10 protein-coding genes are annotated in these 12,306 nt (G+C 73.5%); 6 read left to right on the forward strand and 4 right to left on the reverse strand.

The genetic code is table 11. From position 1 onward, the window contains the following. Window positions 1-51: 51 nt before the first annotated feature. Entirely contained in the window at window positions 52-2,481 is a 2,430-nt protein-coding gene (locus ACY34I_RS06705) for a transglycosylase domain-containing protein (protein ID WP_462753499.1), read from the reverse strand. Between the two features lie 401 nt (window positions 2,482-2,882). Between ACY34I_RS06705 and ACY34I_RS06710 the strand changes: the two genes are divergently transcribed. Next, window positions 2,883-3,203, forward strand: a complete 321-nt coding sequence (locus tag ACY34I_RS06710) for a WhiB family transcriptional regulator (protein ID WP_046564004.1) — start codon at window positions 2,883-2,885, stop codon at window positions 3,201-3,203. 35 nt (window positions 3,204-3,238) lie between these two features. On the opposite strand, the gene ACY34I_RS06715 is transcribed toward ACY34I_RS06710, so the two are convergent. From ACY34I_RS06715 to ACY34I_RS06725, 3 genes are all read right to left on the reverse strand, one after another. Next, complete coding sequence (locus tag ACY34I_RS06715) at window positions 3,239-4,390, reverse strand: ArsA family ATPase (protein WP_187413264.1); 1,152 nt, start codon at window positions 4,388-4,390, stop codon at window positions 3,239-3,241. Between the two features lie 53 nt (window positions 4,391-4,443). Then, window positions 4,444-5,421 (reverse strand): ArsA-related P-loop ATPase, encoded by a 978-nt coding sequence (locus tag ACY34I_RS06720; protein WP_148793084.1) that lies wholly within the window; start codon window positions 5,419-5,421, stop codon window positions 4,444-4,446. A gap of 82 nt (window positions 5,422-5,503) precedes the next feature. Further along, the gene (locus tag ACY34I_RS06725) at window positions 5,504-6,172 is read right to left on the reverse strand and encodes an Rv0361 family membrane protein (RefSeq protein ID WP_462753502.1); all 669 of its coding nucleotides are present in this window, start codon (window positions 6,170-6,172) and stop codon (window positions 5,504-5,506) included. Window positions 6,173-6,514: 342 nt separating this feature from the next. Between ACY34I_RS06725 and ACY34I_RS06730 the strand changes: the two genes are divergently transcribed. From ACY34I_RS06730 to ACY34I_RS06750, 5 genes are all read left to right on the forward strand, one after another. Then, window positions 6,515-6,964 carry a hypothetical protein gene (locus tag ACY34I_RS06730; RefSeq protein WP_462753845.1) on the forward strand — a complete coding sequence of 150 codons (450 nt, stop codon included), beginning with the start codon at window positions 6,515-6,517 and terminating at the stop codon, window positions 6,962-6,964. A gap of 59 nt (window positions 6,965-7,023) precedes the next feature. Then, window positions 7,024-7,179: a DUF4177 domain-containing protein gene (locus ACY34I_RS06735; protein WP_013736319.1), complete on the forward strand. Its 156-nt coding sequence runs from the start codon at window positions 7,024-7,026 to the stop codon at window positions 7,177-7,179. An 85-nt stretch (window positions 7,180-7,264) separates the two neighbouring features. After that, the gene (locus tag ACY34I_RS06740; protein ID WP_462753505.1) at window positions 7,265-7,726 is read left to right on the forward strand and encodes a RidA family protein; all 462 of its coding nucleotides are present in this window, start codon (window positions 7,265-7,267) and stop codon (window positions 7,724-7,726) included. A 129-nt stretch (window positions 7,727-7,855) separates the two neighbouring features. Beyond that, the gene (locus ACY34I_RS06745) at window positions 7,856-8,647 is read left to right on the forward strand and encodes an MBL fold metallo-hydrolase (protein ID WP_462753507.1); all 792 of its coding nucleotides are present in this window, start codon (window positions 7,856-7,858) and stop codon (window positions 8,645-8,647) included. Beyond that, entirely contained in the window at window positions 8,644-12,225 is a 3,582-nt protein-coding gene (locus ACY34I_RS06750; protein WP_462753509.1) for an adenylate/guanylate cyclase domain-containing protein, read from the forward strand. The genes ACY34I_RS06745 and ACY34I_RS06750 overlap by 4 nt, the downstream gene beginning before the upstream one ends. The last annotated feature ends 81 nt before the right edge of the window (window positions 12,226-12,306 follow it).

Consider the following 12,306-nt stretch of genomic DNA (forward strand, 5'->3'; position numbering starts at 1 on the left):
GAAGCGGGCGGGCACCCACCAGGGGTGCCCGCCCGCTCTGTCGTTGACCGGTCAGCCGCGCGGTCGCGGCCCCCGACCGTTGCCGTTCGGTGGCGGAACCACCGGGCCACCGGTGCCCGCGCCGCCGGGCTTCGGCTGGCCGGAGCTGACCTCGATCATCACCACGCCGCCCTTGATGGTGCGCCCGTCCGGGCTGGTGCCGGCGGCGGTGCCCGCCGGGCAGCTCGACGGGCTCGGGTTGGTGGCGACCACCGGATCGAAGCCGGCGCCGCGCAGCCGCGACTTGGCGGCGTCGATGGACTGGCACTTCACGTCGGGGATGGAGCGCTGGTCGCCCTCGATGATCTTCCCGCTCGGCGGGGTGAACTCGATCCGCTCCTTGCCCTTCATGGCGTCCCGCAGCGTCTCGTACACGGCCGGGTTGATGCCGTTCGGGACGTCGTGGCCCATCTTCTGGTTGGTCTGCGGCCAGTCCGGGTCGGCCATGATGCCGGCCACCGCGTACTGCTTGGTCATCGCGACCAGGGCCGAGGTCTTGTCCGAGTCGGTGGTGCCGGACTTGCCGGCGACCGGCGCCTTGACGATCCCGCGGACGTTGCCCGCGGTGGCGGTCTTGCACTTGGAGGTCGCGGAGCGGTCGCCCACCGGGCAACGGGCCGCGTCCACGGCGGCCCGGGCCACCTGGGTGCTGATCCGCTGTTCGCAGCGCGGGTTGGCGACGGCCAGCTTGTCGCCGTCCGGGCCACGGATCTCCTCGACCGGGATCGGCTCGCAGTATTTGCCGTCGGCGGCCAGGGTGGCGTACGCGTTGGCCAGCTCCAGCGGGGTGGTCTGCGAGACACCCAGGCTGAACGCGCCCCACTGGTGCGCGTCGGCGGCGAGCGTGGCGTCGTCCGGGGAGCGGAAGGTGATGCCGAGCTTCTCGGCGGCCTTCACCACGTTCTCGGCGCCGACCTGCTGTTGCAGGGGGATGAAGTAGGTGTTGACCGAGAAGCCGAACGCGCTCCACATGTTGTGCACGCCGGCCATCGACTTCGAGGCGTTCACCGGGCAGTAGAAGTGGGTGCCGGGGCAGGCGGCCTTCGAGCCCTGCTTGATGATGTATTCGGACTTGAACTGCGGCTGCGCGTTGATGGTGTAGCTGAGCGGGAGGCCCTTCTCCAGGGCCGCCACCAGGGTGAAGATCTTGAAGGTTGAGCCGGCCTGGTAGCCGTTGGCGCCGCCGCCGCCGGTGACCAGCGGGTTGACCGTGTTCGGGTAGGTGCCCCGGATGCCCTTCTTGGCCTTCTTCGGGTCGCTGGAGGTCTTGTTCTGCGGGTGCGCCCGATCGTCGAGCTTGTAGTTCCGGTTGACCGCGACGGCGCGGACCCGGCCGGTGCCCGGCTCGACCACCGCGACCATCCGGGCGGCCTTGCTGTTCACGCCCAGGTGGTTGCGGACCGCCCGGTCGGCGCCGTCCTGCGCCTGCACGTCGAGGGTGGTCTTGATGGTGTAGCCACCGCTCTTCAGCCGGCGCTCCCGGTCGTACGAGGTGGCGCCGAAGGTCTCCTGCTGCATCCACCAGCGGTAGAAGTAGTCGCAGAAGAAGCCCCAGCTCTGCTTGTTGGCCTGGACGCAGCCGTTCGGGGCGCGCTTGTCCTTGACCACCAGCTCGATCTTCTTGGCCTCGTCGGCCTGCTCCTTGGTGATCGCGCCGATCTGCACCATGTTGTCGATGACGTAGTCGCGCCGCCCGACCGCCTCCGGGTAGCCGGCCTTGGTGGTGGGGTCGAACGCGGTCGGCGCCTTCACCATGCCGGCCAGCAGCGCCGACTCCTGGATGTCGAGCTTGCTCGGCGGCTTGCCGAAGTAGGTCTGGCTGGCGGCGTAGATGCCGTACGCGCCGTTGCCGAAGGCGGCGATGTTCAGGTAGCGCTCCAGGATCTCGTCCTTGGAGAACTCCTTGTCGACCTGCAGGGCCAGCGACATCTCGCGCAGCTTGCGGGCGCTGGTGTCCTCGGTCGCGGCGACCACGTCGGCCGGGTGCGTGGCCGAGTAGGAGATGGCGAGCCGGACGTACTGCATGGTCAGGGTGGAGGCGCCCTGCCGAGAGTTGGCCCCGGAGCTGTTGTTGACGAACGCGCGGGCGACGCCGTTGAGGTCTACGCCGTTGTGCTTGTAGAAGTTGTGGTCCTCGGCCGCGATGATCGCCTTCTGCATGTACGTCGAGACGTCCTTGAGCTTGACGTCCCGGCGGTTCTCGTCGTACATCGTGGCCAGCGGGGTCTTGCCGTCCGAGGCCACCAGGTAGGTGATCTGCGGCGCGCGGGCCACCGTCAGTTCCTTCGGCAGCGCGCCGAAGGTCTCCGCCCCCGCCTTGGCGGCCAGTCCGGACATCGCCACTGCGGGGAAGGCCGCAGCTGCGACCACCACGCCGGCCAACAGGCCACAGATGAGCAGCGATGCGGCGTTGGTCAGCACATTGTGGTCACGTTTCCGCATCCAGGTCACCTCGACAGGGTACGCGAGTAGGGAACGAGGGGCGCGCGGGGAACTTTCCCCATTTCCAGTGCGCGCCGGCCTCGTTGTGCTAAACGCACGAACCCTGCCGGGTGGTTGCGTGGACCCGGCAGAAGTCTCCCCCGAATGGGGGAGCCGCGCAGCGTTTTCACGTACTCGGGCGGGGTAGACGGCGGGCGAAAGCCCGGGAAGCCGGGAGTGTCCGGAATGATGGATTTCGCCGACAACGTTGCGTAATCAGGCGACTACACAGCATGATGGTTGACGGCGACAGAGCCGCATTGTCGTCCGTGCCGCCCTGGGGAGGCGGGCCGGACGACCGGGGGGAGTTCGACGGCTGGTCGCGCGACGTCGGTAGGTACTGCAAGGGGGGACGTGTACAGATGGGCATGATCACTGACTGGCCGTCACTGGCGGCGTGTCAGAACGGTGACCCGGATGCGTTGTTCGTACAGGGCGCTGAACAGAACGTGGCGAAGCGGATCTGCCGGAGCTGCCCCGTGCGGTACGAGTGCCTGGCCGACGCGCTCGACAACCGGATCGAGTTCGGAGTGTGGGGTGGCATGACCGAACGCGAACGCCGGGCGTTGCTGCGCCGTCACCCGCAGGTGACCAGCTGGCGGAAGATGTTCGAGGCCGCCATGAAGAAGAACGCCAAGGAGAAGGCCGGCAAGGACAAGGTCCTGGTGACCACCGCGAACTGACCGCCGCGCCGTACCGGCCCGTCGGTCACCGTGCCTCACCGCCGGCTGATCGCCTCGCCGATCGTCCGCAGCCCGTCGACGTCGTGCACGTCGGCGGGCTGTGCCGTCACCGACACCGCCGGCACGGCCGGGAACGCCTCGGTGAACCGGGCCGCCACCCGCTGCTCGCGTACCGCCTGCTGGGCCAGCGCGGCGTGGGCCCGCAGCACCTCGACGGTCCCTTCGTGCCCGCCGGCGTGCTCCAGCCGGGCCGCGGCGGCCAGGCTGTCGGCCGCGCTCAGGTCCGGCACCGCCGGCCGGTGCACCCGGTTGAGCACCAGGCCGGCGAGCGGCATGTGCTCCTCGCGCAGCCGGCCCGCGAAGTAGGCGGCCTCCCGCACCGCATCCGGCTCGGGCGCCGCGACCAGCAGGAACGCCGTCTCCCGCGCCTGCAGGATCCGGTACGTCTGCTCGGCCCGCTGCCGGAAGCCGCCGAACATCGAGTCCAGCGCGGCGACGAAGCCGGAGAGGTCGGTGAGCAGCTGCGCCCCGATGATCTTCTGTACGGCCTTGGAGAACATCCCGAAGCCCGCCGTCACGAAGCTGAACATGCTCCGCCCCCCGGTCCGGGCCGGGGCGAGCAGCAGCCGCAGCATCCGCCCGTCGAGAAACCGGGAGAGCCGGGCCGGCGCGTCCAGGAAGTCCAGTGCCGAGCGGGACGGCGGGGTGTCCACCACGATCAGGTCCCACTCGCCCCGGGCGTGCAGCTGCCCCAGCTTCTCCATCGCCATGTATTCCTGGGTGCCGGCGAAGGTGGAGCTCATGGCCTGGTAGAAGGGGTTGGCGAAGATCTCCGCCGCCTTCGCCGGATCGGTGTGCTGGAGCACCACGTCGTCGAAGGTGCGCTTCATGTCGAGCATCATGGCGTGCAGCTCGCCGCCGCTTTCCTCGACGTCGATGCCCTTGACCTGGCGCGGGGTGTTGTCCAGCTCGGTCAGGCCGAGCGACTGGGCCAGCCGGCGGGCCGGGTCGATGGTGAGCACCACCGTGCGCCGGCCGTGCCGCTCGGCCGCCCGCAGCGCCAACGCGGCCGCCGTGGTCGTCTTGCCCACTCCGCCCGCCCCGCAGCACACCACGATCCGGACGCCGGGATCGGCGAGGATCTGGTCGACGTCCAGCGGTGGCGCCGCGTCTTCGGAAGGCACCAATCGAGCGTATCGGTCTTCCGGGCGTCTCTGCTCCGTGCCGGCCGCAGTGTGAGTCAATCCGCCCGGACGAGCGTCTCGGCCAGCGTCTCCAGGCCGGCCCGGTCGACCCCCTCGGGGAGCAGCGGCAGCTCGGTCAGCGGCAGCCCCAGCTCCACCAGGTCGGCCCGGAGCGAGTCCTCCAGCTCCCGGCGTACCTGCTGGTCCCGCGCCTCGCCAGCGAGGGCGGCGACGGTCCGCGCGTCGGTCGGCAGGTCGGCGGCCGCCAGCCCCCGCTTCAGCTCGGCGGAGGTCACCGCGCGGCCGGTCGGCACCGGGGGCCGGGCGCCGTTGACGATCACCCGGCCGATCGGGAAACCCAACTGGGTCAGCTCGGCGATCGCGTCGACCGTCTCCTGGACCGGCATCTCCTCCAGCAGCGTCACCACGTGCACCGCCGCCATGGGCGAGCGGAGCAGTGCGGCGACCCCGTCGCTCTGGGTCTTGATCGGGCCGACCTTGGCCAGCCGGGCGGTCTCCGCGGTGACGTTGAGGAAGCGGCCGATCCGCCCGGTCGGCGGCGCGTCCAGCACCACCGCGTCGTACACCCGGCGCTGGCCGCTGGTGCGCGTGGTCGCCTCCTTCACCTTTCCGGTGAGCAGCACGTCCCGCAGGCCAGGGGCGATGGTGGTGGCGAAGTCGATGGCGCCGAGCTTGCGCAGCGCCCGGCCGGCCGCGCCCAGCTTGTAGAACATGTCCAGGTATTCGAGGAGCGCCTCCTCGGCGTCCACCGCCAGGGCCCGCACCTCGCCGCCGCCCCGGGCTTCGGTCAGGTGCCGTTCTTCGTAGGGCAGCGGGTCGGTGCCGAAGAGCTGGGCGATGCCCTGCCGCCCCTCCACCTCGACCAGCAGGGTGCGCCGGCCGCCGGCGGCCAGCCCGAGGGCCAGCGCCGCGGCCACGCTGGTCTTGCCGGTGCCGCCCTTTCCGGTCACCACGTGCAGGCGGGCCGGCCATGCGGTGCCGGCGCGTTCGGCCGGCTGCTCAGCTGGTGCCACCTGTCGAGCTTAGAACCCGTCCGGGACGGGCGGCGGAGCCCCGCCGGACCATCCCGCTCGGGCTCCCGTCCAGCCGCCCGGCTCAGCCGACCTCGCAGACCCACCAACCCGTCTTCTGCACCACGGTGAAGCGCAGCTCCTGGTCGGCCACCTTCTCGTCGGAGGTGGTCATGGTGACCTTGGTGGTGACCGTGGCCCGGTCGCCGGTCCGGTTGTCCACCTTCGGGGTGGTCCAGCGGAACCGGGGATTCTGGTACTGCGCGGCGTACTTCTGCACCTCGGCGACCTTGGCGGCGATCTTCTTGTCGTCCCGCGCCGTGGAGCAGACGAAGGTGGCCGCCTTCCGGGCGTCCCGGTCCTGATAGACGGCGGTGAGGAAACCGTCCACCGCGACCGCCGGCTCCTTCGCGCCCTGCCCCTCGTCGGCATTGCGCAGGGTCAGGAACGCGGCCGTGCCGCCACCGCCGCAGAGCAGGATCGCCGCGGCCAGCACGATCGAGGTGATCAGCAGCCCGCGTCGCTTCTTCGGGGGCACCGGACCCGGCTGTGGCGGGTAGCCGGGCGCCGGTGCGGGGAACCCGCCGGGGGGCGGTGCGGGAAATGGCCCGGGGGCCGGTGCGGGCGGCGGCGCGGGGAACGGCCCGGGGGGCGGCGCGGGGAACGGCCCGGGGGCCGGTGCGACGCCGGGCGGCTCCTGGTGGGACGGGCCGCCGGGCGAACCGGCGGCGCCACCGATGGGCGGTTGGGTCATGTCTTCCCCCGGGGTGCGGCGCCGTCGCCACCCCAGGCGACGGACAGTGGTCGAGCGTCGAGGGCGAGCACGGGTCGCCCGTCCAGACCGGAAGGGTAGCGGTCGGTGCGCGACTTGCCAGCCCCGCGTATGTGGCCGGCCCGCTGAGCGGGTCGGACGAAAGCACGCCGTCGCATTCCTGCCCACAGATGTGTCGCATATGTGACTGGATGTGATCGCGTCTGCGCGTCCCGTTGCTGGGACTGACGGCACGTCCTACGTTCGTCGCGACGCGGGGCCGGTGCGGTGGGTCCGAGCCGGACGGTGGTGACGGTGAGCAGCTACGACGCCCGGAGGAAGCGCATGCGCGACGCGGAGAACACCCCTCGAGCCCACTTCTCCCCCGGTGACCGGGCGGGGCGGCCCGGTGACGCCGAGGCCGGCCCGGGGGCGCCGTTCAACGAGCGGTGGTATCGCCAGCCGGCCGAGGCGCTCCGCACGCTGGTCCTGGCGGGTGACCGAGCTCGGGACGAGGAGGAGCCCGGGTACGTCATCCACCTGCCCGTCCGGGTCGCCGACCTGACGGCCGCCACCGCGCTGGCCGGCACCGTGGCCACCTCGCTCGGCTTCCTCAGCGAACTGGACGCCGGCGAGACGACGGTCTCCACGGCGGACGACCAGAACAACCGGCATCGCGTCTTCTGCGACCTGCTGCTGCCCGACCGCTCCCGCTGCCCCCAGCCCTACGAGCACGAGGGCCCGTGCGGCGAGCCGCCCACGGCGCCGGGGCAGCGTTCGGCGTCCCACTGGTAACGGCGGACCGTAGGCTGTGCCTGACCGAAGTCCAAGCCAGGCGAGGGAGCCTTTACCCGATGCAGAAGTGGGAATACGCCACGGTCCCGCTGCTGGTCCACGCGACCAAGCAGATCCTCGACAACTGGGGCGAGGACGGCTGGGAGTTGGTTTCCGTGGTCCCCGGCCCGAACCCCGAGCAGCTCGTCGCCTACCTCAAGCGGCCGAAGGCGTGACCGGCATGAGTGAGCGTAGCGAGCGAATCATCGGGCTCAGCGCGAAGTCAGCTCATGGCGACGCCGAGCGGAACGAGGTGGCGGCATGAGCAACGGACCGCACGCGAAGCTCGCGGAACTCGGCCTGAGCCTGCCCGAGGTGGTGCCCCCGGTGGCCAGCTACGTGCCGGCCGTCCAGTCCGGGCAGCACGTCTACGTCTCCGGTCAGCTGCCGATGGCGGAGGGCAAGCTGCTCGCCACCGGCAAGGTCGGCAACGGCGTCTCCGCCGAGCAGGCGAAGGACCTGGCGCAGCGGTGCGCCCTCAACGCCATCGCCGCGATCGACGGGCTGGTCGGCCTGGAGAACGTGGTCAAGATCGTGAAGCTGACCGGCTTCGTGGCCAGCGCACCGGGCTTCACCGGCCAGCCGGGCGTGATCAACGGCGCCTCCGACCTGTTCCTCGCGGTCTTCGGCGAGGCCGGCCGGCACGCCCGCAGCGCGGTCGGCGTCGCCGAGCTGCCGCTCGACGCCCCCGTCGAGGTCGAGGTCATCGTCGAGGTCGGCTGAGCCGCCACTCACGCCCGGTCCCCGCGATCTTGCTGGTTCCGGCCCAGCGAAAGCCGTGAACGACCACAAATCACAGGCCAGAGCTGCAAGATCGCGGGGAGTGGCGAGCGGGGTCGTACGATCGCTGCCATGGGCGGGCATGTGACCGGGGCGGCAGGGGCGCTCGCGGACGAGCTGCCGGGTTGGGTGACGCTGCTGCGCGCCCCGAACCCGGGGCCGATGACGCTCGACGGCACCAACACCTGGGTGCTGCGCGCCCCCGGCGCCGAGCACGCGGTCGTCGTCGACCCGGGGCCGGCCGACGAGGGGCACCTGGCCGCGATCGCGGCGCACGGGCCGGTCGGGTCCGTGCTGATCACCCACGGGCACGCCGACCACACCGAGGGCTCGGCCCGGCTGCACGAGCTGCTCGGCGGCACGCCCGTCCGCGCCGCCGACCCGGCGCACACCATCGGCGGCGAGCCGCTGACCGGGCCCGTCGACGGCTCGGGTCTGGAGATCCGCCTGCTCACCACGCCGGGGCACACTGCGGACTCGGTCTGCCTTCTGGCCGCGTACGGCGACGAGCGGGTGGTGCTCACCGGCGACACCATCCTGGGCCGGGGCACCACCGTGGTCGCCCACCCGGACGGCCACCTCGGGGACTACCTGTCGAGCCTGGAACTGCTCTCCACGTACCGGGGGATCCCGGCGCTGCCCGGGCACGGCCCGGCGCTGGCCGACTGCGGCGCGGCGGCCGAGTTCTACCTCGCCCACCGCCGGGCCCGGCTCGACCAGGTCCGCGCCGCGGTCGCCGCGGGCGCGACCACCGCACCCGAGGTGGTCGCCAAGGTGTACGCCGACGTCGACCGGTCGCTCTGGTGGGCGGCCGAGTGGTCGGTTCGCGCGCAGCTGGAATACCTCGGAGTGGAGCAGCCGTGACCTGCCCGGTGTGCGGAACCGTCGCCGTACCCGGCGCGCGGTTCTGCCACAACTGCGGATCCGCACTGCCGGCCGCCGCGATGCTGCCCGCCGCCGAGCGGCGGGTGGTCACCGTGCTCTTCGGGGACCTCTCCGACTTCACCTCCTGGTCGGAGGACCTCGACCCGGAACGGGTCGGCGCGGTCACCGACCGGGTCCTCGCCGCCCTCGCCGGCGCGGTCAAGACCTTCGGCGGGCACGTCGACAAGCTCACCGGCGACGGCATCATGGCGGTCTTCGGCGCGCCCGTGGCGCACGAGGACGACGCCGAGCGGGCCGTCCGGGCGGCGCTCTCCATGCAGCGGGCCGTCCGCCGGGTGCTCGACGACGAGCGGGGCGGCGGCGCGCCGCTCGGCCTGCGGGTCGGGCTGAACACCGGCGACGTGATCGCCGGCATCCAGGCGGCCATCGAATACACCGTCATCGGCGACACGGTGAACACCGCCGCCCGGCTGGCCGACGCTGCCGCGGTCGGCGCGGTCTACGCCGGCGCGCGGACCGCCGCCGCCACCCGGCACGTCGCCTCCTGGCGGGCACTGCGCCCGCTGCGGCTCAAGGGCAAGCGCGAGCCGGTCGAGGCGTACGAGCTGCTGGGTCTCCTGGACGCGCCGGGCACCCGGTCCGGCCTCGGCGACGAGGCGCCCTTCGTGGGCCGGGAGACCGAGATCGGCCGGGTCGCCGGCCGGCTCGCCGAGGTGATCGACCGGGGCGAGCCCCGGGTGCTGCTGATGACCGCCGAGGCGGGGATCGGCAAGTCCCGGTTCGCCGCCGAGGTGGAACGCCTCGCCGCGGGCTACGACGTGGGCGCCGGCCGGTACGCCGCGCACACCGGCGCGCGGGTGCTCTCCGTACGCTGCGCCGCGTTCGGCGAGCGGCGCCGCCTCGCCCCGCTGGCCGACCTGGTCCGGGCTGCGGTCGGGCTGCCCAACGACGCCGCCACCGCGCTCACCCGCCCGGCCGTGGAGGAGCGGCTGCGCCGGCTCGGCCAGCGGCTCGGCCGGCTCCCCGGTGACCTGCCCCCGCTCGCCGTCGACCAACTCCTCGCGCTGCTCGGGTACGCCGAACTCCCGCCCGTGCCCGGGAACGGCGAGTGGAACGCGGCCGCCCCGCCGCCGGACGCCGAGGCGGTGCCGAACGCGGTCGCCGGGCTGCTCAGCGCGCTCGCCGTCGAGGCGCCGCTGGTGGTCGTCGTGGACGACCTGCACGACGCGACCGCCGAGACGATCAACGTGCTCGGGTTGACCCTCAACCGGCTCAGCGGCCCGGTGCTGACGTTGCTGCTCGGCCGGCCCGAGCTGGTGCGTACCGCCGGCGCGCTGACCCGGGTCGCGGACGCCGAGGTGCACGCGCTGCCCCCGCTGCGCGGCGCCGACGCGGCCCGGCTGCTCACCAGCTACCTGAGCGGCGGCAAGCTGCCGCAGGTTGACAGCGACCGGCTGCTCGCCACCGCCCAGGGCAACCCGTTCTACCTGGCCGAGCTGGTCACGCTGCTGATGGAGCGGGGCGCCCTGACCGCGGGCGCGGACCGGGACATCCCCGGTGGCTGGCGGCTGGCACCCGGCTCGCTGGGCAGCCGGCTGCTCTCCCGCGACCTGGCCGCCGTGCTCGCCGCGCGGATCGACGCGCTGCCGGTGGACGCCCGCTCGGTGCTGCGCGACGCGGCGGTGGTCGGCGACACTGTGCCCGCCGGCGCCCTGGAGGCACTCCGCGAGCAGCGCACCGGCCGGGACGGCCGGCCGGCGGCGGTGGTCGCGGTGGAGCTGGAGCGGGCCGTGGACGAGCTGCTGCAGCGCCGCATGCTGCACCGCACCCGCACCGGTTTCGCGTTCGCCACGCCGCTGATGCGCGAGGCCGCGTACGCCGGGGTGAGCAAGGCGGAGCTGGCCGAGCGGCACGCAGCGCTGGCCCGCTGGGCCGCCCCGGAGAGCGCCGACGGCGTCGCCCTGCCCGGCGGGTTCACCGAGGCCGACCGGGACGACTTCGTGGCCGAGCACGTGGAGCGGGCCGCCGCGCTCGCCGACGCGGTGAAGCTGCGCCCGGACGCGCCGGCCCGCGCGGTGGCCCCGCTGGGCGTCGCCGCGCTCGGCCGGGCCGCCCGCCGCGCACTGCGTTCCGGGGAGCCGGCCCTGGCCGTCGAGTACGCCGAGCGCGCCGCCGAGCTGGCCCGGGACGGGGTGCCGCCGGCCGACCAGGTCGTGCACGCCCGGGCGCTGCTCCAGGTCGGCCGCCCGCACGACGCGCTCGCCTCCGCCGAGAAGATCGCCGCCAACGCCGGCGACGCGGCCACCCGGGCCGCCGCCCTGCTGCTCGCCGGGCAGGCCCACCAGACCCTCGGCGACCAGGCCCGGACGGAAGCCTGCTGGCAGGAGGCGTTGCAGGTGGCCACGGCGGCCGGGCTGCCGACGATGCGCGCCTCGGCGATGCGCCGGCTCGGCATGGCCGACTTCGTCGCCGGCCGGCTCGGCCAGGCGAGCAGCCGGCTGGCCGCCTCCTACCAGGTCAGCCTCGCCGCGAAGGACCCGCGCGGGCAGGCCTGGTCGTTGCAGAACCTGGCCTGGGTGACCACCACCCGGGGCGACTTCGCCGGCACCGACGCGGTGCTCGGCCGGGCCGCCCGGCTCTTCGCCGAGCTGAAGGACCCGTACGGCCGGGCCTGGCTGCGCGGCACCACGGCGTTCGCCCGGCTGCTCGCCGGCCGGCTCCGGGAGGCGTGCCGGATGGCGCAGGTCTTCCTCCCCTTCGGCGAGCGGGTCGGCGAGGCGTGGGCGGTCGGGACGCTGCGCGCCGTCGAGGCGTACGCCACCGCCGAACTGGGCGAGCTGGCCGAGGCGGACCGGGCGGCGCGGCGCGCGTACCGGGACTTCGCCGAGGTCGGCGACGACTGGGGGCAGGGCTTCGCCCTGGTGGTACGCGGGGTGGTGGCGCGCGGGCTGGGCGAGCCGGAGCACGCGGCCGACCTGCTCAGCGACGCCCTCGCGTACGCCGGCCGGACGTCGCATCCGCTGCTCACCGGGATGGCCGGCACGCTGCGCGGGTTCGTGGCGCTGGATCTGGGTGACTGGGAGACCGCCGAGCAGGCCGCCCGGTCGGTGCTCACCACGGTGGAGCCGCACAACCCGCAGGCCCCCGCCCAGGTGGCGCCCCGGGTGTTGCTCGCCCTGGCCCGGCTCGCCGACGACGACCCGGCGACCGCGGTGGGGCTGCTCGCCCCGGTCGCCACCGCCGCCGCCCACACCCCGTCGCTGCTCTTCTCCCGCCGCCAGACCATGGCCCGGTACGCCTCCGCGCTGCTCGCCCACGGCCAGCCCGTGCAGGCGCTGGACTGGGCGCAGCGGGCGGTCGCCGCTCCGGCCGAGGACGTCCGCAGCCAGGTGATCGGGGCCTGCGTGCTGGCCGAGACGCTGGCCGCCTGCGACCGCCCGGCCGAGGCGCTGGCCAGCGCCGAGGAGGCGGTCCGCCTGGCCTACGCCACCGAGCAGCGCAGCGAGCGGGCGTACGCCGACGCCCTCCGCGCCCGCCTCGCCGACCCCCTCACCTGACCCGCCCGCAGCGCCCCAGAATCCGTACGGATTCCCGGAATGCGTGGCCATTTCGCGGCCGGAGGCCGCACCCTTCCGTGA

It is taken from the genome of Micromonospora sp. RTBAU3-60, from assembly GCF_054963695.1.

Coding starts and splice junctions, on each gene's coding strand:
- ACY34I_RS06705 (WP_462753499.1), bottom strand. CDS start 2,481: ATGCGGAAACGTGACCACAATGTGCTGACCAACGCCGCATCGCTGCTC.
- ACY34I_RS06710 (WP_046564004.1), top strand. CDS start 2,883: ATGGGCATGATCACTGACTGGCCGTCACTGGCGGCGTGTCAGAACGGT.
- ACY34I_RS06725 (WP_462753502.1), bottom strand. CDS start 6,172: ATGACCCAACCGCCCATCGGTGGCGCCGCCGGTTCGCCCGGCGGCCCG.
- ACY34I_RS06730 (WP_462753845.1), top strand. CDS start 6,515: ATGCGCGACGCGGAGAACACCCCTCGAGCCCACTTCTCCCCCGGTGAC.
- ACY34I_RS06735 (WP_013736319.1), top strand. CDS start 7,024: ATGCAGAAGTGGGAATACGCCACGGTCCCGCTGCTGGTCCACGCGACC.
- ACY34I_RS06740 (WP_462753505.1), top strand. CDS start 7,265: ATGAGCAACGGACCGCACGCGAAGCTCGCGGAACTCGGCCTGAGCCTG.
- ACY34I_RS06745 (WP_462753507.1), top strand. CDS start 7,856: ATGGGCGGGCATGTGACCGGGGCGGCAGGGGCGCTCGCGGACGAGCTG.